Below are 22,040 nucleotides of genomic sequence, written 5' to 3'. Positions count from 1 at the left end.
ATTCCAGCTCACTCAATTAAGACAACATATTCATCATGCCACAACAGTTTGTGGCATGAGGCTTAACGCATTGTTAACCGTAAACTGGAAAACGTTCGCATAGTGCGACAACTTGGCTGCGCACTCTGTCAATCACTGTTTTATCGTCTATATTATCAAGTACGTCGCATATCCAATTAGCTACTTGCTCAGCTTCAGCTTCTTGGAAACCACGGCGAGTTATAGCTGGCGTACCAATACGTAAACCACTGGTAACAAAAGGTGAGCGCGGATCGTTAGGCACTGAGTTTTTATTTACGGTAATGTTGGCGCTGCCAAGTGCTGCATCAGCATCTTTACCAGTAATGTCTTTATCAATTAGGTCAAGCAAGAACAAGTGGTTTTCGGTACCATTTGAAACCACTTTATAGCCTCGTGACTGCAGAACAGCACACATGGCTTTCGCATTTTTCAGGACTTGCTGCTGATAGCTTTTAAATTCTGGTTCAAGGGCTTCTTTAAAAGCAACGGCTTTGGCTGCAATAACGTGACACAAAGGCCCACCTTGGTTGCCAGGAAAAACTGAACTGTTTAGTTTCTTATAAATCGTTTCGTCGCCGCAAGCTGATAAAATCAAACCACCACGAGGACCGGCTAAGGTTTTATGCGTAGTAGTAGTAACGACATGTGCGTGAGGAATCGGACTTGGGTAAATACCGGCAGCCACTAAGCCTGCAACGTGAGCCATATCGACTAAAAGGTAAGCACCTACTTTGTCAGCAATTTCTCTGAACCTTGCCCAATCAACAATACCAGAGTACGCAGAAAAACCACCAATAATTAACTTAGGCTTATGCTCAAGCGCAAGTTCTTCAACTTTATCGTAATCAATTATACCAGTATCAGGGTGCAAACCGTATTGAACCGCGTTATACGTTTTACCCGAAAAATTCACATGAGAACCGTGTGTCAAATGCCCACCATCAGCCAAACTCATGCCTAGTACGGTATCGTTTGCCTCAATCAGTGCCATAAATACTGCTGTGTTCGCCTGTGAACCAGAATGAGGCTGAACGTTTGCATAGTCAGCGCCAAATAATTCTTTAGCACGGTCGATTGCTAACTGCTCGGCAACGTCTACGTATTCACAACCACCATAATAACGCTTGCCTGGATAGCCTTCTGCGTATTTATTGGTTAGTTGCGAACCCTGTGCTTCGAGTACACGAGGACTGCAATAGTTTTCAGAAGCAATCAACTCAATATGATGTTCTTGACGGCGCTTTTCAGCTTCCATTGCGACTGAAAGTTCTGGGTCAAAATCGGCGATATTCATACTGCGTGATAGCATAGCGGCTCCTGTGTTCGCCCTTAGGCGCATAAAGTCTATATAGATTGGAAAAAAGTGCTTTTAAAAAACGCAAGTATTGTAGCGTTTTTGGCACGTTTGTATAGAGTATAAAACGAATATCTAATACCTTGTTTGTAAAGTCTATAGGGCGCACCTGGCGCGAGCCCCCTACTTTGCATTTTTTGCGGCTTGTTCGAGCGCTTTCACGCGTTCAACCAACTTCCCTATTTGACGCAATTGTACTGTATTACGTTGCCAGTCTTTATTTGGCGCCGCCGGCATGCCCGATGAATACACACCCGCCTCGCGAATACTCTTTGTGACCATGCTTTGCCCAGTTATTTGTACCTTATCGGCGATAGTAAGGTGTCCATTGATTGCACATTGCCCAGCAACAACAACGTACTTACCTAAGATTGCACTTCCGGCGATGCCAGTTGCACCACAGATACAAGAATGATCACCAATCTCAACGTTGTGCGCGATATGAACTAAATTGTCTATTATGCAGTTAATACCAATTTTGGTATCTCCAATTGCGCCTCGGTCGATGGCACAATTTGCGCCAATTTCTGTGCCTTGACCAACAAGAACAGTACCGGTTTGTGGGATTTTGACCCAGTTCCCTCTTTCATTAGCATAGCCAAAACCATCGCAACCAATTACGGTACCACTGTGCACAGAGACATCTTCGGCCAACTCTACGCGGTGATAAATCGTCACATTCGCGCGTAAATTCACACCCGCACCAAGCACGGCTTGCTCACCTACAAAACAATTTGGGCCGACAATGGCGTTGTCACTAATAATTGCATTGGCTGAAATAACCGCCCCTTCACCAATACTGACATTTTCGCCAAGGCGCGCTGTTGCATGAACAACGGCGCTTTGGGCAATACCTTTATCTTGAACTGGTGTGCTGTCGAGTAATTGTGCCGCTTTCGCAAAACCAACATAGGGGTCGTTCATGATAATCGCGTTATTGTTATAGTTTTCTGCGTCTTGGGCACGCAATATAACGCCACCGGCCTTTGTGTTTGCGAGATCTTTAGCAAACTTGGCGTTCGACAAAAACGACAGTTGATGCGCTTGCGCGTGAGTAAGGTTGCCCATTTGCGTTATAAGGGTATCGCCATCGCCTTTAACTTCGCCACCAATTGCGCTGGCGATTTGAGAGAGGGTCATGCTTGGCATATCTAAGTATCCTTATCTTTTATTTTTATCTGATTATAGTGTTGATGAATGTAACGAAGAAAAGTTCGTTGTTTTAAAATTAGGGTAGCACAGTTTTTAAGATTTTTTCCCTTACTTAAGCACGCATTCTAGATTACACTATTGGCGTTTATTTTTATTTATCTGAGAAGCGAATACACATGGCTCAATACGTTTACAGTATGCACAGAGTGGGCAAGATCGTCCCACCGAATCGACATATCCTCAAGAATATCAGCTTAAGCTTTTTCCATGGCGCAAAAATTGGCGTTTTAGGCTTAAATGGCGCAGGTAAATCAACATTGCTCAAAATTATGGCTGGTGTCGACACCGATATTGAAGGTGAGGCAAGGCCACAAGCGGGTTTAAAAATAGGTTACTTACCCCAAGAACCCAAGCTTGATGAAACAAAAGACGTACGCGGAAACATCGAGCTTGCCGTAGCCGATGTGATGGACGCCTTAGCGAGAATAGATCAAGTCTATGCTGCTTATGCCGAACCCGACGCCGACTTTGACGCGCTTGCTAAAGAGCAAGGTGAATTAGAAGCCATTATTCAAGCAAAAGATGGTCACAACATCGAAAATGCCCTTGAACGCGCAGCAAATGCCCTTCGATTGCCGCCATGGGATGCTGATGTTAAAACACTTTCAGGTGGAGAGCAGCGCCGCGTAGCCTTGTGCAAATTACTCTTAGAAAAGCCTGAGATGTTGCTACTCGATGAGCCTACCAACCACTTAGATGCAGAATCTGTCGCTTGGTTAGAGCGCTTCTTACACGACTACGAAGGTACTGTGGTTGCAATAACCCATGATAGATACTTCCTCGATAACGTGGCGGGATGGATTTTGGAGCTCGACCGTGGTGAAGGTATTCCATGGGAGGGTAACTACTCTTCTTGGTTAGAACAAAAAGAAGCACGCTTAGCACAAGAAGATCGTACAGAAAATGCACGCCAAAAGTCCATCAAACAAGAATTGGAATGGGTACGCACTAATCCAAAAGGGCGCCATGCAAAAAGCAAAGCGCGTATGGCTCGGTTTGAAGAACTCAGCACCGGCGATTATCAAAAACGCAACGAAACCAATGAGCTGTTTATTCCACCAGGCGAGCGACTAGGTGACAAAGTCATTGAAATCAAAGGCCTTAGCAAAGCATATGGCGATCGCCAATTAATCGATGACATGTCTTTTACCGTCCCTAAAGGAGCGATTGTTGGCATTATCGGCCCTAATGGCGCGGGTAAATCTACGCTATTTCGTATGATCACCAAAATGGAAGAACCAGACTCAGGTGTCATTGATATAGGTGAAACTGTTGAGATTGCCAGTGTTGATCAGTTTAGAGACCATATGGACGAATCTAAAACCGTCTATCAGGAGATATCTGACGGACAAGATATTATCCGTATAGGCCGTTTTGAAATAAATAGCCGTGCATACTGTAGTCGCTTTAACTTCAAAGGCACTGATCAATCTAAATTCATTAAGGATTTATCGGGTGGTGAACGCAATCGTGTGCATTTAGCTAAATTGCTAAAAGCGGGCGGCAATACCCTGCTACTCGATGAACCAACCAACGACCTTGATGTTGAAACCTTGCGCGCCCTAGAAAACGCGATACTTGAATTCCCAGGTTGTATTATGGTTATTTCGCATGACCGCTGGTTTTTAGACCGAGTTGCAACGCATATTCTCGATTATCGTGACGAAGGCAAAGTTAACTTCTATGAAGGTAATTACAACGACTATGAAGCATGGTTAAAAGAAACCTATGGTCAAGACGTGGTTGAACCTCATCGCTTAAAATACAAAAAAATAGGCTAAACACCTCGGAGCAAAACATTTCATAGGCAGAGTCCACAATTATGTTTTCAATCTGGACATTAGTTAGTGTTGCTATTGCATATATGCTCTTTCTTTTTGCTATTGCAACCATTGGCAACAGAGCAAAAAAGCTGCCTAAATCGGTGTATTCCCTCGCCCTTGGTATTCACTGCACGTCGTGGGCATTTTTTGGCACCACAACCCAAGCTGTGCAGTTTGGTTGGCCTTTAATTCCAACCTACCTTGGGGTTATTTTAGTCATGTTATTTGGCTATAAACTTCTGCTTAGAGTTAACACCATTTGTAAGCAATATAATATTTCGTCAATCGCTGAATTTATCAGTATTCGATATAGTCATTCAAACAGCATTGCCGTGCTCGTAACCTGCATATGTTTTATTGGTGTTATTCCTTATATTGCTTTGCAACTCGACGCAATTACCGCAGCGCTAAACCTCCTGATTAGTGGTATTGATAATGGTTCAAGCTCAATAAGTCTATATGTGACTATTGGCATGGCCATATTTGCCATTTGGTTTGGCGCCAGGAATATGAGCTTAACTGAACGAAACGCAGGTTTAATGTTAACGATTGCCGCACAGTCTTTGGTTAAGCTCATTTGTTTGTTCACTGTTGGAGCCTTTGTTGTATATGGAGTCTTTGACGGCTTTGTGGATTTAGCACAAAAAAGTTTAGCCTACGAACCAACGCTCACTATTATAAATAAGCCCTTTGCCGTGTGGGTTTATGTTAGCCATGTATTACTTGGCGTGTGCTCAATGTTTTGTTTACCTAGACAATTTCATGTTAATTTTGTAGAAAACCGCCACGAAGATGAAATTCATCAAGCAAGGTGGTTATTTCCTTTATACCTAGTGGGTATGTCGCTCTTTATCTTACCCATTGCACTTGGTTCAATGGTCTTTTTTGGTGATGCTCAAAGCCCTCAATTCGCGCTTGAAGGAGTCCAAACGGTTGATGCTGTTGTCACTACAGACAGCTATGTACTAGCAATGCCAATTGCTGCACAAAATATTCCTGTCACCTTAATCGCCTTTATTGGAGGGCTGGCAGCAGCCAGTAGTATGGTCATTGTAGCGACACTTGCACTCGGAAACATGGTGGCAAATAGCTTAATCACCCCTTTATTGCTTAGCGTAAATACGCGTAATTTAAAGCGAGCTTTTGCTCAAAAATCGGAGGGCAAGGGTCGAAACAATCAATTAAAGCTGTCAAGTAAGCAGGTCTTAAGAATTCGTCAATTTACCATTCTCATTATGCTTTGCATCGCTTACGGCTATCATCTTCATGTGAGTCAAAAAACGCCATTAGTGCAAACAGGCGTTATCGCACTATCTTTACTTTCACAAACCTTCCCGGCCATTTTGTTGGGCATTTATTGGCGCCGAGCGAATAAATTTGGTGCACTTGCTGGCATAATGGCGGGTGTTGTCACCATAGTGGTGGGCATGTTACTGCCCGCTATCTCGTCGCAAACACAAATATCATTTTCAGAAAAACTAGTGGATATTGACAGCCAAACAATTGCGTTTGTTTTGTTTATATCCTTTGCAATCAACACATTAATCCTAAGCATTGTATCGCTGATTACCGGCGACAAAGTCAAAAACCCTTATGCAACAACGGCACTAAGCTCACTTCAAAACACGATTTTATTTGGTGAGTTACTTAAGCTTACCGATCAAATTTTGCCCAGCGAGATTGCCCGCGACTTTCGACAGCAGGTAGTTTTTGTTGGCATTAATCCCAGCGACGTTGCGCCTTATAATGTTTTGGCAAAAGCGGAAAGTTTACTAGCATCACACATGGGAAGCGCATCAACACGTATTTTGCTCAGTACAATTGCAGATTCTGAGTCCGTCTCAAAACAACAATTAAGCGAACTGGTGCAAGAAGCCGGCAAAAATTTTCAATTCAACTATGAAGTTCTACAAGCATCAATCACGCATTTGCCCCTGGGCGTAAGTGTGGTTGATGCAAATTTGAAATTAGTGGCTTGGAATAGTATTTACGAATCACTCTTTGATTATCCCAAAGCCTATTTGCAAGTCGGTAAGCCAATACTCGATGTATTGCAATTTAACGCTAGTCGCGGTTTGCTTGGCAATAATAAAGACAAACAACATATTCAGCTTGAAATAAACAAGCGCATGCAAAGCATGTTGGTAGGAAAAACATATAAAACAGTGCGTCCGCAACTACACAACAAAGTCACAGAAATTACCGGCAATGCCCTGCCCGGCGGCGGATATATTACTTGCTATAGCGATATTACCGAATATATTCATATTCAAAACCAGTTAGAAGCCGCCAAGGCACATCTAGAAAACAGAGTCGAAAAACGCACACGCGAATTACAACTTGCAAAAAACGATGCTGAACAAGCAAATATTGGTAAAACGAAATTTTTGGCTGCGACAAGTCATGACTTAATGCAACCGCTGAATGCTGCTAGCTTGTTTGCATCAATGCTAAAAGATAAATTCAACCCAAACAGAAAAGAAGGATGGGTGCTTAGCAACGAAGCGGAGTTAGCAGATAACCTCGTCAATAGTCTCGACAACGCGGAATCTTTGCTAGCCATGCTAGTGGATATCACCAAGCTTGAAAACAACCTGATTAAGCCAAACCTGCAAAGCCTATCTCTTGATGAATTTTTCTCATCATTGCTTGCTGATTTTACGTTGCTAGCTGAGCATAAAGGCCTCTCATTGCACTATGTTAAAACCAGCTTATGGGTGAAAACAGACCGGCGCCTATTGTCACGAGTCATTCAAAACCTATTGTCAAACGCGATAAAATATACGGCAAACGGAAAAGTACTACTTGGCGTGAGAAGAAGAAAAGACAATTTCTGTGAAATAAACGTCGTCGATACAGGCAGTGGTATCGCTCAAGAATACCAGCAGCATGTGTTTACTGAATTTCAGCGTGTAGACACCGGTAATACCCAAACGGGTCTAGGTTTAGGGCTAACGATTGTAGAGAAAATAAGTCAATTACTAGGTTACCAAGTTAGCTTAGCGTCAGTTCCCAAAAAAGGCTCGCGTTTCACCATTCTATTACCCAGCGTAGAAAAACCAGTCAATAATGTCATTAAAAAACCAGAAGATAAGCCTGAAGAAGCAATGCTATTTTTGGCCAATGTTAATATTCTTGTATTAGAAAACGATAGCTCAGTTGCGTCAGCACTCCACACATTGCTAAAAACCTGGGGAGCCAATGTAGAAATTGCGACTAATGAAAGTAGCGCACTAGATTTAGTTCAACATAGTCACTTCACACCGCATCTAATCATCGCTGATTACCACCTAGATGATGGCGACAACGGCATTGACGCAGCCCTTAGCATTCAACAACATTTAGGCCAGAAAATTGATACGGTGCTGAGCAGTGCCGATAGAGGCGAAAGCCTGCAGGCCCTCGCATATGAACACAATATGCAATATTTACCTAAACCCATCAAACAAGCACCACTGAAACGATTATTGCAAAAACGCTTGAAGACGTTAATTTAGGCTTGCTTATAAAAAATTGACTGAGAGTCTGTTGCGTAAAGCTGTAGATGTTTATATGTTGCCCGTGACTTTAATCAATACGCATATTCTGATTAAACATCACCCCGGCTTGGGTACGATTGTATACACCTAGCTTTTTCAATACCGCAGAGGCATGTTGTTTTACGGTCGATTCAGAGATATTTAATTCGTAGGCAATTTGTTTGTTGAGCAAGCCATCGGCAATTAATCCTAAGACTTTGAGTTGATGAGGAGTAAGCTGTTCCACTTGTTGAAAAAAGGCTTTTTCTGCAGGGGCTTGTTGGGCTAATTGATAGCCACTAGGAAGCCACTGCTCCCCTTCAAGTACCTTGGTCACCGCTTCAGAAATTTCAGACATATCAACCGATTTTGGAATATAAGCACTGGCGCCTAGTTTCACGCACTTTGTGATCGTATGTTCTTGCTCATCGGCAGATACGACGATAATTAGGGTATTGGGAAACTGCGATCTAATTGTCGATATGCCGGCTAATCCTTGATTGCCAGGCATGTTTAAATCTAAAAAGAGCAAATCTATGTCTATATCATCACTTAAGGTGGTAATAGTCGTTTGAAAATCTTGTGATTCTTGCACTTGCATAGGAATGGGCTGGGCAATCAATACTTGCTTTAAGGCATTTCTAAACAAGGGGTGATCATCGGCAATAAGTGCTTTGTACATTTTTATACCTTACAAGACGTGCATGAAAAACAGCGGCTTATTTAAAATCCATTGCGGGCTTAATTAAAAACAAACGCTAGCTAACCTAAGCTAACTAGCGTTTTACCTTTAACACTGTAGTATATCATTTCTACTGTAACACAACACATGTGCAAGTAGACTGACTTAGGTCTTGTTTAGAACCTATAACCAACAGTTAGATGAACCGTTCTAGGATCGCCATAGTAGCCAATTAAGGTTGTGTCGCCACCTAGACCGGCCGTTAAATCGCCGTTGTCATCTGGTGCTCCAACAAAGTTATAGCCACCTACAAGATACTCTTCGTCAGTTAAGTTCTTACCGTTTAAGCTAGCATACCAATCACCATCTAAGCTTTCCCACATTACGCTTAAATTGACCATGCCGTAGCCATCTTGGGCCAATAGCTCAGATGTTTCAAACAAAAGGTAGTCATCACGATAGTAGTAGTTTGCATTAAATATGAAGTTACCAAAATCGGTTTCCATAAAGTAGTTAGCCGCAAAGTTCGCCGTATACTCTGGCGTATTAGACAAACCAATCAGAGGCGGAACACTGTCATTTCGCTTAATTTCAAAGTCTAAGTACCCTAAGGCCACATTGAAAGTAAGATTGTCACTGGCTACGTAAGTGATTTCTGCTTCTATACCATCACCCGCGGTTTCTGCTGCATTTTGAAGCGTTTGATTAAGTGTTGTGCCATCACCAGCATCACCCACTGCTATATATTGGCGATCTTTGTGATCATAAGTAAAGTAAGTCACGTTAGTTCTAAGCTGTTCTGACCAATCTTTTTTCATGCCCACTTCAAACGAATCAACCACTTCTGGATCAACACCCGCTTCGTTACCTTCTGCACGAGGGTTAAATGTACCTGACTTAAAGCCTTGTCCGTAAGACGCATAAAACATTGTGTCTGTGTCCATTTGATACTCAATACCTACTCTAGGAGTAAAACGGTTCCAGCTTTGAGACTTAGGTGCATCTAATACCGCATCGCCATTACTATCTGTGCCAAGGACGGTAGGTACTAATTGACCTTCTGGTCGAGTAAATCCTGGCACCCAACCAGTACTAGGATAGATATTTGCGAATATCAAACCATTGTTTACAATCGCTGTTTTTTCTTCATTAGTATAGCGTGCGCCCAAAGTTAAAGAGAGCTTATCGCTTAAATCAACAGACCCTTGTGTGTATAAAGCGTAACTCTTAGAGTTGTTGCAACCAGCCACTTCACGCGTTAACCCACTCGCTCCTAGGACTCTACCTAGCACACCTAAAATAGCGTTGAAATTACCGCAAGACTCGCCGTCATAATAATATAATCCACCCACGACAGAATAGCTGTCTTGAATATAAGTCGCTTGTATCTCATGAGTTTGGTTTTCATCGCGATATTCAGCAGGTACGTCAAAGATATCGAGCGCAGTATTGTCAAAATCAATATTGGTTGGAGAATAGCTTTCTCTATCAGAGGCTACATATTTAAGTTCAAGGTCCTCAGACACATTATAGCGGACCGTTAAGTTATAGCCTTCTAGCTGCACTTCATTAGTAGTAGGAAGACTAGTATAAGAATCATAACGATTAGCTGGTACTGGCGCATTGGTCAGTAAAGAAGGTAGAAGTCTATAACCGCCTTTAGCGTTAGAGTCATCTTGGGTTTTATCCCAACCTAACTTGATGAACAAGTCTTCACTTGGTCTGTATTCAAGGTTAATGCGTGCAGACCATAAGTCTTTGTTGTAGTTCTCTAAATCTTGATTAGGGATAGCAGATTGCAGATAAGTACCAAAACCATCACGGGTTAAGTTAGCAAAGCCCACACCCACATATAATTTATCTTCAATGATCGGCATTTGCCCGGTCACTTTTACGTCTTTTTGCGCGTAGCTACCTACGGTCGCATTAGCAGTGAAGGTGGTATCGCCTGACATTTCTTTAGTTACGTATTTTACTGCGCCACCAATTGTGTTTTTGCCATACAAAGTCCCTTGTGGACCACGTAAAACCTCGACTCTCTCTACATCTAAGATATCTAATACCGCGCCCTGAGGACGAGCGATGTAAACATCATCAATATAGATACCGACACCCGGCTCATAACCCCATAATGGATCTTGTTGACCAATACCTCGAATAAATGCGGTTAAGGTATTGTTCGTTCCTCTACTTGTTTGTAGAGTCGTATTGGGTGAAAACTGCTGTAATTCTGTAAGCACAGAAATACCATTGCTAAGTAATTCATCTTCGCCAATAGAGGTAAGTGCTACGGGCACTGTTTGTAAAGACTCAACAGTACGCCGTGCGGTAACATTAATAACTTCCAAAGAGCCCGCCTTTTTCTCATTATCGCTATCATCTTGTGCGAAGGCAGGTAAAGTACCTGCACCGCAGGCTAGCGCCACAGCGCTTGCTAGAATGCTTTTCATTAATCCAGACTTAAAACCTGAGTTTTTCACTACCGTGCAAGATGTTTGGCCCTTACGGCTGCTTGCTGTTGAATGTGTGTAAGTTGTCATGTTATTTCCTATTGTGAATACAGTAATCATTAAATAACTGGCTGTGCGGTCGGATGTAAATATAATGTAAACCCAAGGTAAAATAACTAGTACCATCGTACTATGGGAATTTGTTGCTAACTAGCTCACACTAGTCCCATCCTGGCGGTCTGCGGTCACAGATTACGTTTCGCACAATGTCGTGCGTATCAATGTTTAGGATAGAATTTATGCTGAGTTTAATTGGATTAGTTGGTGGCTTAGGCTTGCTAATATTCCTGACCATACGGGGCGTTAACTTGTTTATCGCGGCCCCACTTTGCGCCCTCATTGTTGCATTAAGCAACCAAATGTTGGTATTCACTGGCGAGGCAAACTTTGTCGTTACCTACATGAACGGCTTTTCTGGTTTTGTAGCCTCTTGGTTTTTTATGTTTTTGCTAGGTGCTATTTTTGGCAAATTTATGGAAGACACCGGCGCAGCTGATGCACTCGCGCGGGCCATCATTGCTAAATTAGGCTACAAACACGCGATTGTTGCAGTCGTTGCTGCCTGTGCAATATTAACATATGGCGGTGTCTCGGTTTTTGTCGTTGCTTTCTCTGTCTATCCCATGGCATTGAGCTTGTTTAAAGACGCCAATTTACCCCGACGCTTCATTCCTGCGACGATGGCCTTTGGTTCAGTTACCTTTACCATGACGTCTGCAGGTTCACCTGAAATTCAAAATTGGATCCCTATAAAATTTTTAGGCACGTCCCCTTTTGCGGCGTGGGAAGTGAGCTTGTTCGTCGCGATATTTATGGCTATATTTGGCTATTGGTGGTTAAAGAAAATGGTTAACAAAGCGGTTAGTAACGGTGAAACCTTTTTAAGTAAAGCCCAAGACCCAGATGTGAAAGAACGCGCTCTACCTCACCCTGCAACAGGCTTTGTTCCTTTGCTAGTAGTGTTGCTGATATCGTTCTTTCTGCACGAAGCCTACGCTCAATATGCGCTTATTGCCGCTTTAGGAGGCGGAGTTATTGCCTTAATGATCGTCAATTATAAGTATTTTCAAAATATTGGCGAAGCAATCAACCTCGGCACCACCGGCGCCTTAGTCGCAATTGGGAACACCGCGGCTGTTGTTGGCTTTGGAGCTGTGGCAAAAACTACCACAGCCTTTCAAGAAACGGTAGAATTGATGACGCAAATTCCTGGAAACGAACTGGTTGGCGCGGCAATAGCGGTTAGTGTAATCGCGGGCTTAACCGGCAGCGCTTCTGGCGGACAAGCGATAGCCTTACCCGAGGTGGGCCCCTATTACTTAGAGCAAGGTGTTGATCCTAATGAGTTACATCGTATTGTATCAATTTCCTCTGGTGCGCTAGATTCATTGCCACACAATGGCTACGTAGTGACCACAATTCGCGCCATATGTAATGAAACTCATCAAGCGGCTTATGGTCCTATGGCTGCATTAACGGTTGTCGTACCGTTAATAGGCTTAAGCTTAGCCATTGCGCTTTTCATCCTGTTTTAATCTAAAGAGTACAAAAATGTTTGCTACTATATATGGTAAATCTTCTTATTCATTAAAGTCTGTGCGCATAGCACTACTAATATTGGTGGTGTTTGTACTTTCAAGTACTATGCTGCTAGCAAAGGAAAATGATCGTTTTATGATGGTAGAAAAACAAACACATCGCATAGATAAGTTTACGACCTTTGGCGGTAAAACCATAAAGAATGTGCGCGTTGGCTGGGAAAGTTACGGGGAGCTAAATAGAGATAAGTCTAATGTGATTTTGATTACCCACTATTTTACCGGTAATTCCCATGCAGCCGGGAAATATCACATTGACGATGCAGAACCCGGGTATTGGGATGCGATCATAGGCCCTGACAAAGCAATCGATACCAACAAGTATTTTGTGATTAGTGTCGATTCGTTAGTCAATATTAGTGCCTTTGATGAAAACGTAATTACCACCGGACCTGCGAGTATCGACCCAGATACCAATAAACCCTATGGTTTACGTTTCCCCGTGGTCACAATGCGCGATTTTGTCAATGTGCAGAAATCGGTACTTGAAAGCCTTGGTATTAGCAAACTTTATGCGGTTGCAGGTCCTTCAATGGGGTCTATGCAAGCAATAGAGTGGGCTAGCGCTTACCCTGATTGGGTCGAACGTCTTATTTCAGTCATTGGCGCTGGTAGCGCGGATGCTTGGACAAGTGCGTTTTTAGAGCAATGGACTGTACCCATTACCCTAGACCCAAACTATCACCAAGGTGATTACTATTCAAAACCAAAAACGCAATGGCCAATAAAGGGCTTAACTCACGCACTAGCGATGATTACGCAGTCAGCACTGCACCCTAACTTCTTTAATCAAGTTGGTGAACAACTTGAGTTTTCCCCTATGCAAAGTGATATATTAGAAAGTATCACCGCAAAACCCAGCATAGTGAATTGGCTGTTAGGGCGAGCGGGCGAGCGCGCAGCGATGATGGATGCTAACCATCTCTTATACTTAGTCCGCGCCAATCAACTTTTCATGACGGGTATGCAAGGCACTTTAGAAGATGGCTTAAAACGGATAAAAGCAAAGGTTTTATTGCTGCCAGCTACAACCGATTTATTGCTAATGCCTTATCACGCAGAAAAAATTCATAAAACCTTAGCGGAAAATGGTCAACAATCCCAGCTTGAGTATTTAACCGGCGATTTAGGTCATTTAGAAGGTGTTGCAGGGATAGTCAAACACGCCAGCACCATCAAAGCATTTTTAGCAGATTCAACGATACTGCCTATAAACGACAAACCGATAGCGAAAAAGGAACAGTAAAAGATGAAATTTAGGCAAACCGCAAAACAAGCACAATCAAGCCTTAGCATCGTCGCGCTGTTCGGTTTTCTTCTAAGTGCAACACTCGCTTGCGCTGTAGATACTGAAACAAAGGGCAACAAAGTTACTCTAGACACTTCTACAGTTACTCTTTCTGGTTTGTCATCTGGCGCTTACATGGCAACGCAATTTCACTTATCACACCCTGATTTGGTTTCTGGTGTTGGGCTTATTGCAGGGGGCCCATATGGTTGTGCTAGAAACTCCATCATGACAGCCCTTGGCGAATGTGTAAATAAAGCACCTACTCAATACCCTGAAACGATTACCGACATTAAAAGCAAGATGAGTGACAATATTAATCAGCTCATCAACGATAAGGTGTGGATACTTCATGGCACTTTAGATACGAAAATCATTGCCCAAGTATCTGACGCTCTACACGCTCAATACCAACAACTGATACAAACGCAAAATCTACGCTATATCAATGATAAGCCATTTGCACATTTGTTCCCTACCACCAATGCCGGCGTCGCATGTGATGAAGCGAGCTCGCCGTTTATTGGTAAATGCGGATTTGATGCGGCAGGTGAGATGCTTTCTTTTATAGCAACAACGAGTCAAGATGAGACATTAAGGCCAGCGGTCAGTAAAGAGGAGAGCAAGCAACAAGGTAAACTGATTACGTTCAAGCAATCAGCACTGGCTGAATTAAACAACACGGGCATGAACGAAGAAGGTTTTGTTTATGTACCAAATGCGTGCGCCAAAGGTGAAACATGCAAAGTACACATCAGTTTTCATGGATGCAACCAGTCAATCGATAATATTGGACAAGAGTATGCAACAAATGTCGGTTTAAATGAATGGGCCGCAAGCAATAATCTGCTTGTGCTTTATCCGCAAACTGCAAAATCTAGTTTAATGCCAATGAATCCCCAAGCTTGCTGGGACTGGTGGGGTTATACCGATGAAAACTACCTTAACAAGCAAGGTAAACAGATAAGTGCCGTCCACCAAATGGTGTTCAGCCTGCAAGATTATTTAAATCAATAAAATTTACGTTTAAAGCAAGATAAAAGGAAAAAAATGGACGCTAACACCCCTTCAAAAACCATCATGATTACTGGCGGTGCCAGCGGTATCGGCTTAGGTATCGGTGAATACTTAGCTAAGCAGGGTCATCGCATCATCGTTGCTGATCTAAACTTGCAAGCTGCACAAAAAGCGAGCGAACTTATCTCAAGACTTGGCGCGCCCGCACAAGCAATAGAGTTGAACGTGACCGATATAAACGCCATTAGCAAGTTAAGCGACACTCTCGCAGGGACGAAAATAGATGTATTAATAAATAATGCAGGGATTCAACACGTTAGCAAACTTGAGGATTTCCCACCTGAAAAATGGCAACTTCTGATAAATGTGATGCTCGTTGGCCCGGCAATGCTTACACAAGCTCTACTCCCCCAAATGCGCGCGCAGAATTATGGAAGAATAATCAATGTAGGCTCCATTCATTCAGTTGTTGCATCGCCGTTCAAGTCAGCCTATGTAGCAGCGAAGCACGGGCTTGTCGGTTTTGCTAAAACCGTCGCACTTGAAACCGGAGACGCAAACATAACTATTAATAATTTATGTCCTGCTTATGTCAAAACCCCCTTAGTTGAAGCGCAAATTGCAGACCAGGCCAAAGAAAATAAAATGACAGAGGCAGAAGTCGTAGAAAATATAATGCTAGCACCCATGCCTAAAAAAGCGTTTATCGAGATAGAAGAACTTGCCAGTACGGCTAGTTTCTTACTTGCCGATGGCGCAAAAAACATCACCGGACAAAACATAATATTAGATGGTGGATGGACCGCTAGATAAACTTTATAGGACTTTCCCTTATGGCCTTAGCGCATTTTGCGCTAAGGCCACCTACCGCAGCTATTCCCCTTTTTAAGTTGTTGCATTTCATCGAGTTTTGAAACAGACCAAAGTATCATTATTATTATTGCCCACTAAATGTACTATAAATTAAATGTTAAACGTGTTATCAATAAAAAGGTTAGCAGGTATTAATAATGTTAACGATGGATTCATCATTTTTCGATAAAATTCACAATAGATAAATCTAATTAATCTACAATAAAATAGAAAGGATATTACAATGCAAAGAGTAGCGTTAGTGACAGGTGGCACAAGGGGTATAGGTGAAGCAATTTGTAAGAAGTTGCACGATAAAGGCTATAAAGTTATCGCCAACTATGGCGGGAATGATCAAAAAGCTAAAGAGTTTACCGAGCGTACTGGCATACCTGCGATTAAATTTGATGTTTCAGATTTTGACGCTACCGCAAAAGCAATAGCCGACATCGAATCAGAATATGGCCCGGTTGATGTACTAGTTAATAACGCTGGCATCACGCGCGATGGCACCATGCATAGAATGGACTTTGCGCAATGGGATGCGGTAATCCAAACGAACTTGGCATCATGCTTTAATACCTGCCGCGCCGTAATCGAAGGCATGCGTAGCCGTCAATTTGGTCGTATAATTAATGTTGGCTCTGTAAATGGGCAAGCCGGTCAATATGGCCAAGTAAATTATGCTGCTGCTAAGTCGGGTATTCATGGCTTTACCAAAGCACTCGCACTAGAAGGTGCTGGTAAAGGAATTACAGTGAACGCAATTGCACCAGGCTATGTTGACACCGATATGGTGCGCGCTGTCCCAGAAGAGGTTCTTGTCAAAATTATTAAAACGATTCCTGTTGGGCGTTTAGGTAAGCCTGAAGATATCGCAAACAGTGTCGCATTTTTGGTTGACGATGATTCAGGCTTTATTACAGGGTCTACATTGTCTATCAATGGCGGCCAACACATGTATTAATAAGATATTCTATGGCATTAAATTTAATGCGCAGATAGATACAAAAAAAGGGCTTATAGTAAGCCCTTTTTTGCATTTTTGGATGCCGATACGATTATGAGTAATCGTCTATGAAAGCGGTCACTATGGGGCGAATATTCTTACGATACATTGAGCCACTGAAAATTCCGTAATGACCAGCCCCTGTTTGCACATGGTGTTTGCGCATATTTTTAGGGATGTTCTTACAAATATCTTGGGCTGCTTGCGTTTGTCCAATACCACAAATATCGTCATCAGCACCTTCTACTGTTAACAGGGCCGTATTGGTGATCGCACTAAAATTCACTGGCTTGCCTTGATACTCTATCGTGCCATTAGCAATTTCATTGTTTTTGAACACACGTTCAATCGTTTCTAAATAAAATTCTGCTGGCATGTCAAGCACCGCCATATATTCGTCATAAAAAGCGCGGAATCTATCAGCGTCTTCAATTTCACCGAACAATAAGTTTTGGAAATATTTTTGGTGCTTTTTCAAATGTGCTTGCTTGTTCATAGAAATAAAGCCACCAAGTTGCATAAATCCTGGATAGACTTCTCTGCCCTCGCCTGGATAGCCAATAGGCACTTTCATAATCGCAACATTTTTAAACCAACTCATGGGATGTTCGCGTGAAAATTCGTTAACCCTTGTTGGATTTTTACTCGTATCTAAAGGCCCTGCCATAAGGGTCAATGATTTTGGAATATTTGGGTTCTTTTGTTCAGCCATAACTGCGGTTGCAATTAATGCTTGTACTGTGGGTTGACAGATCGCAATCATATGCGAGTTGTCACCTAAATGATTAAGAAAATCAATCAAATAGCCAACATAGCAATCGAATGAAAATGGCCCAGCTTCTAAGGGCACTTCGCGAGCATCTGCCCAATCGGTAATATACACTTCATGATCAGGTAACAGCGCTTCAACGGTGCCTTTTAGCAAGGTTGCATGATGACCCGACAAGGGCGCGACCAACAACACTTTATCTTTTGCTATTAAGCCGTTGCGATTGAAATGGATTAATTTACAAAAAGGTTTATCCAATACCGTTTCTTCGGTGACAGGAACTGACTTTCCATCAATCTCTACAGTGTCTATTTCAAAACCTAGCTTGTCATAGCGCCGTGTAATACGCATTGCAGATTGTAGAGAGGCGCTTGCGATACGGCCTGACCAAGTATAAGAAAAAGGATTTGTGGGGTGTGATATCACATCATTTACAAGACGAAATCCTTCGCTCATTAACTGACCGCTTCTTGCTAAATAATCGTATGCTTGGTAATTCATCATCACTCCAAAATAATCTAATACAAAAAAGCTTCAATCAAAAAACAAAATCTTATCGCATTTGATTGAAGCTTGTCATGGTTTCATTGCTTATTGCATTTTACTGCAAAAGAAATTACTTAGCAGTAGCAGCCGCTGTCATTTTAGCAGCCATTTCTTCGCTAATACCTTTCATCATTTCGCCCGCTTTAGTTTGCGTGCTAGATACTAGAGTATAAGTATCTTTAGCGGCCTGACTAACAGTTTCTTGCAAAGTTTCTAAATAAGCTTTTTGTGCTTCAGCAAGACTAGTGATGTCTTTTTGCTGGCTAGCAGTTTCTGCAAACGCTACGCCGCTGCTTAACAAAGTACTAAACAATGCATTTTGCTTTTCAGCTAGTTCTTGTAAAGTTGCCATGTTCAAAGTAGCTAATTCAGTTACTGGCTTCATAGTTTCTTTAAGTTGCTCATTCATTTTATCTAACATGATGTATCTCCGGTTTAATTTAAAAGTAAATAGTTAACTAAGGCTTAACTCAAGGTTTAAGCATTAGGTGTATCAATAGTTGTTTTAGCTGCCTCTTCTTTAGGCGTAGCTCTTACGTTGTCAGCACTTAAAGTAGGTACTGGCTTTGACGCTTTTTTTGCACTTGCTGTTTTTGCTCGTGTCGTTTTAGTAGCTGGCTTACTCACCTTTTTTTCAACGGCTTTAGTCTCGTCTACTTTAACTTCACTCGCTTTTGGCGCAGGTGCGTTTGTTGCTGCGGTTTTTACTTCAGTTTCCGCTTTCTTAGGCGCTGCTTTCTTACGCGCTGCTTTTTTAGGAGCCGTCTTTTTCACAGGTGCTTTTTTCACAGGTGCTTTTTTCGCAGGTGCCGCTTTCTTTGCAGGTGTTGCACTTGTCTCAGACGTTTCGAGAGAGCTCTTCATCACATCAGATAGCTCTTGTCTTGCGTGTGCAAAGGTTGATAAAGCCGTTTTTGATGTAGAGCTTAATCTCTCACGTAGTGATTCTGCATAAACGCTTTGCGCTGCAACCACACCGTTGATTTCGGTTTGCTGACCTACTGACTCTATTAGTTTGATACTGTCAGACAGCATACCCGATAATAATGAAGTTGATTGCTGTGCTACTTCCTGCAAAGCTTTTACATTAGCTGCGAATAAGTCACTCGCCGGTTGTGCAGATTTTTTTACTTGCTCAGAAAGTTGATTCAACATTTTTTGCTCCTAGTCAGTTAACATTTTACTGCGTATTGTTGCAGTGCAACATTTTGTATAACTGAATAATAGCTGACTGAATCAGAAGATCAAGTGTTTTTTTGTTGCACTGCAACATTTATTTTGAAAATGAACAAGAAATATGCATAAGAAAACCCCTAAGCCATTGAATTCGCTTTATTTTTTATAGTTTTTATTGACATTCCAAGCCGCCATATTTTTTTCCATCATTTGCGAAAATAGGCCAATTGGACTGTTGTCTACCATATTTTTCATCATTCCTTGGACTTTATCTTGCTGTTCAATAAACTGCACGATGCTCTGCTCAAGGTATTGGCGAACAAAAACTTCCATGTCGCTGTCATAGAAACGAATCAACTGTTTTAAGAGCACATCGGTTAACAGAGACTGCTCACCTGTCGCTTCTGATTCGCTGATAATTTGTAGCAATACAGATTTTGTGATGTCTGCTTCGGTCTTAGAATCGATAATAGTAAAATCAAGGCGGTCGTTTATTAAGGTCTTAATAAAATCTAAATTTACGTATTTACTCTGGGAAGTATCGTACATACGACGATTTGGGTACTTCTTAATAACTCTCACATGAACCTCAATCTACTAAAATTAGCATAAAAAAAGGTGCTGTCGCTACAGCACCTAAGGTCATAAGAATAGACTAAATAAAAAGAAACACAACTGACTTAACTAAATTAACGCTAAGCGCAGGCTATAAACGTTTCATGACGTAAGTACCTGGTGCATCCATTAGAGGCGGATGCGAGTCAGCAGCGCCTGGTTTTAGTGACTTAATTTTCTTGCCTGAAGTATTTTGTAACCACTTATGCCAGTCAGGCCACCATGACCCCTCTTGTTGTGTCGCATTTTCAAGCCATTGCTCAGGGGTGTCGGCGAGTTGGTCGTTCAACCAATGCGGATACTTGCCTCCAACGGTTGGGTTAATGACGCCTGCCAAGTGACCGGAGCCTGCTAACACAAAGCGACTTGGCCCCTTCACTAGCTTGGTACCCTCGAATGCACTTTTCCACAACACTATGTGGTCAGCGACGGTAGAGAGGAAGTAAGTGGGAATGTCAATCTTACCTAGATCAATGCCTACACCGTTGACGGTCAATCCACCAGGCACTTTCAATCGATCTTCCCAGTAAGTCGCTCGTAAATATTGCTTGAAACAAGCCGATGGAATATTAGTTGAGTCACTATTCCAGTAAAGAATATCGAAGGGTGCGGGATCTTTACCCTTTAGGTAGTTATCAATAAAGAAAGACCAAAACAGGCTGTTTTCGCGCAATAAACTAAAACTCATGCCAATAATACGTCCATCAAAAACCCCTTTATTGTCAGCGTTTTGTTCAATCATAGGAAGCATATCTTCTGAGAAATAATTACCCACCTCGCCCGGTTGACTAAAATCTAAAAGCGTTGTTAGTAAGGTGAGTGACGCAACCGATTCATCTCCAATCGCACGTAAATAGGCAACCAACGTAGAGCATAGTGTGCCGCCTACGCAGAAGCCGGTTAAGTTCACTTGTGGTTGACCGCTTATCGTCTTAATTTGCTCAATTGCAACTAAAGGCCCCTTAATCATGTAATCGGTAAATGTATACTCTGCTAATTCTGGCCCAGGGTTTATCCACGAAATCATAAACACCGCGTAACCGCTTTCAAGTAGGCCTTTGACCATAGATTTCTTTTGGTCGAGGTCAAGTACATAATATTTATTTATAAATGGAGGAGTGATTAAGACCGGCGTCGCATATTGACGTGCCTTGATAGGTTCATAATGAATCAATTGAATGAGTTCGTTTTCAAAAACGACTTTACCCGGTGTATTCGCTAAATTTTCACCCAAAGTGAACGCGTCACTGTCGGTCTGGCGCATCTTAAAAGCTTCTAGTGGGCTATCCTCTAAATCTTCCAAAAAGTTTTGCATACCTTTAATAAGGTTTTGTCCTTTCGTTTTTAGAATTTCTTCGCACACTTCTGGATTCGTTAAAACAAAATTAGAAGGAGATAAGGAATTCACGTATTGGCGCGTGTAAAACTTAGCTTGATTTTTTTGTTTTTCATCGGCAAATTCGATTGCGTCAACCATACCATTGAGCATGTCAGCATTGAGCAAATAAGACTCTTTTATATAGTTATAAACAGGATTTTCTTGCCAGTTTTGATGCGAAAAGCGCTTGTCTTTTGAGGTGTTTGCGGGCGTATCTTTTGCCAGTTCTTGAGACATCATTGCTTTAGAGGCTTGTTGCCATAAGTTAGTTTGTTGCTGCATATACTGCATTTGTTGCGCGATTAACTTATTCGAATCAAGCTTTACGTTGTTATTAAAAAAACCTTGCAGTTTTTGAGGATCAAATAAATTTTGAGGATCAGCGGCCGGGATTTTGTCATTTTTACTTCGAGTCAAAATTTCTTGAGCCATTGTATTGAATACGCTTGCATATTTTTCTAAATAAGCCATTACTTCATTTTCGTTATTTTCCATATTGGTCCCTCTATTTTGAAACGCGCGTTAGTACACTTAGATTATGTCGCTAGTCACTGAATGTCTAGTCTTTGAGACCATTGTAGCAAGCAAGTGTTTAGATTACCTTAACCTAGAATAAGCGCACTGCATAGGATTTATACATTGACCGCCAGTAAGCGCATAAAATAAAATCAC

The 22,040-nt window shown here is 42.1% G+C and carries 16 protein-coding genes; 7 read left to right on the top strand and 9 right to left on the bottom strand.

The features are described from left to right. Positions 1-73: 73 nt before the first annotated feature. Together glyA and lpxD are read right to left on the bottom strand one after the other, a co-directional pair. Complete coding sequence (gene glyA, locus AC0L6H_RS11760) at positions 74-1,330, bottom strand: serine hydroxymethyltransferase (RefSeq protein WP_473389153.1); 1,257 nt, start codon at positions 1,328-1,330, stop codon at positions 74-76. Between the two features lie 168 nt (positions 1,331-1,498). After that, positions 1,499-2,524: a UDP-3-O-(3-hydroxymyristoyl)glucosamine N-acyltransferase gene (lpxD, locus tag AC0L6H_RS11755; protein ID WP_473389151.1), complete on the bottom strand. Its 1,026-nt coding sequence runs from the start codon at positions 2,522-2,524 to the stop codon at positions 1,499-1,501. A 179-nt stretch (positions 2,525-2,703) separates the two neighbouring features. On the opposite strand from lpxD, the gene ettA reads away from it, so the two are divergent. Then, positions 2,704-4,368: an energy-dependent translational throttle protein EttA gene (gene ettA, locus AC0L6H_RS11750; RefSeq protein WP_473389150.1), complete on the top strand. Its 1,665-nt coding sequence runs from the start codon at positions 2,704-2,706 to the stop codon at positions 4,366-4,368. A 41-nt stretch (positions 4,369-4,409) separates the two neighbouring features. After that, positions 4,410-7,907: a PAS domain-containing hybrid sensor histidine kinase/response regulator gene (locus tag AC0L6H_RS11745; RefSeq protein ID WP_473389149.1), complete on the top strand. Its 3,498-nt coding sequence runs from the start codon at positions 4,410-4,412 to the stop codon at positions 7,905-7,907. Positions 7,908-7,977: 70 nt separating this feature from the next. Here AC0L6H_RS11745 and AC0L6H_RS11740 read toward each other — a convergent pair whose 3' ends face one another. Together AC0L6H_RS11740 and AC0L6H_RS11735 are read right to left on the bottom strand one after the other, a co-directional pair. Next, the gene (locus tag AC0L6H_RS11740) at positions 7,978-8,610 is read right to left on the bottom strand and encodes a response regulator (RefSeq protein WP_473389148.1); all 633 of its coding nucleotides are present in this window, start codon (positions 8,608-8,610) and stop codon (positions 7,978-7,980) included. A 176-nt stretch (positions 8,611-8,786) separates the two neighbouring features. Next, positions 8,787-11,060 carry a TonB-dependent receptor gene (locus AC0L6H_RS11735; protein WP_473394523.1) on the bottom strand — a complete coding sequence of 758 codons (2,274 nt, stop codon included), beginning with the start codon at positions 11,058-11,060 and terminating at the stop codon, positions 8,787-8,789. Positions 11,061-11,359: 299 nt separating this feature from the next. Here AC0L6H_RS11735 and AC0L6H_RS11730 point away from each other — a divergent pair, with 299 nt between their 5' ends. The 5 genes from AC0L6H_RS11730 to phbB all read left to right on the top strand — a co-directional run bounded on the left by AC0L6H_RS11730 (position 11,360) and on the right by phbB (position 16,842). Further along, positions 11,360-12,655, top strand: a complete 1,296-nt coding sequence (locus AC0L6H_RS11730; RefSeq protein ID WP_473389147.1) for a GntP family permease — start codon at positions 11,360-11,362, stop codon at positions 12,653-12,655. 109 nt (positions 12,656-12,764) lie between these two features. Continuing rightward, a complete protein-coding gene (locus AC0L6H_RS11725; protein ID WP_473394522.1) occupies positions 12,765-13,964 on the top strand; it encodes an E22 family MetX-like putative esterase in 1,200 nt (399 codons plus the stop codon). A gap of 3 nt (positions 13,965-13,967) precedes the next feature. Further along, positions 13,968-15,023 (top strand): extracellular catalytic domain type 2 short-chain-length polyhydroxyalkanoate depolymerase, encoded by a 1,056-nt coding sequence (locus AC0L6H_RS11720; RefSeq protein WP_473389145.1) that lies wholly within the window; start codon positions 13,968-13,970, stop codon positions 15,021-15,023. A gap of 33 nt (positions 15,024-15,056) precedes the next feature. Further along, positions 15,057-15,836 carry a 3-hydroxybutyrate dehydrogenase gene (locus AC0L6H_RS11715; RefSeq protein ID WP_473389144.1) on the top strand — a complete coding sequence of 260 codons (780 nt, stop codon included), beginning with the start codon at positions 15,057-15,059 and terminating at the stop codon, positions 15,834-15,836. A gap of 283 nt (positions 15,837-16,119) precedes the next feature. Then, entirely contained in the window at positions 16,120-16,842 is a 723-nt protein-coding gene (gene phbB / locus AC0L6H_RS11710) for an acetoacetyl-CoA reductase (protein ID WP_473389142.1), read from the top strand. 94 nt (positions 16,843-16,936) lie between these two features. On the opposite strand, the gene AC0L6H_RS11705 is transcribed toward phbB, so the two are convergent. The 5 genes from AC0L6H_RS11705 to phaC form a co-directional block, all read right to left on the bottom strand. Beyond that, a complete protein-coding gene (locus AC0L6H_RS11705) occupies positions 16,937-18,157 on the bottom strand; it encodes a polyhydroxyalkanoate depolymerase (protein ID WP_473389140.1) in 1,221 nt (406 codons plus the stop codon). Positions 18,158-18,269: 112 nt separating this feature from the next. Then, positions 18,270-18,620 carry a phasin family protein gene (locus tag AC0L6H_RS11700; RefSeq protein WP_473389139.1) on the bottom strand — a complete coding sequence of 117 codons (351 nt, stop codon included), beginning with the start codon at positions 18,618-18,620 and terminating at the stop codon, positions 18,270-18,272. Positions 18,621-18,676: 56 nt separating this feature from the next. Then, positions 18,677-19,354: a phasin family protein gene (locus AC0L6H_RS11695; protein WP_473389138.1), complete on the bottom strand. Its 678-nt coding sequence runs from the start codon at positions 19,352-19,354 to the stop codon at positions 18,677-18,679. Between the two features lie 177 nt (positions 19,355-19,531). Then, entirely contained in the window at positions 19,532-19,957 is a 426-nt protein-coding gene (gene phaR, locus AC0L6H_RS11690) for a polyhydroxyalkanoate synthesis repressor PhaR (RefSeq protein ID WP_473389137.1), read from the bottom strand. 124 nt (positions 19,958-20,081) lie between these two features. After that, positions 20,082-21,863, bottom strand: coding sequence for a class I poly(R)-hydroxyalkanoic acid synthase (phaC, locus tag AC0L6H_RS11685; protein WP_473389135.1), 1,782 nt, complete (start codon positions 21,861-21,863; stop codon positions 20,082-20,084). Positions 21,864-22,040: the final 177 nt, after the last annotated feature.

This window comes from Glaciecola sp. G7-5, from assembly GCF_055808975.1.
The sequence above is the reverse complement of the archived record's forward strand: the minus strand, read 5'-3'. Positions and strand labels throughout refer to the sequence as shown.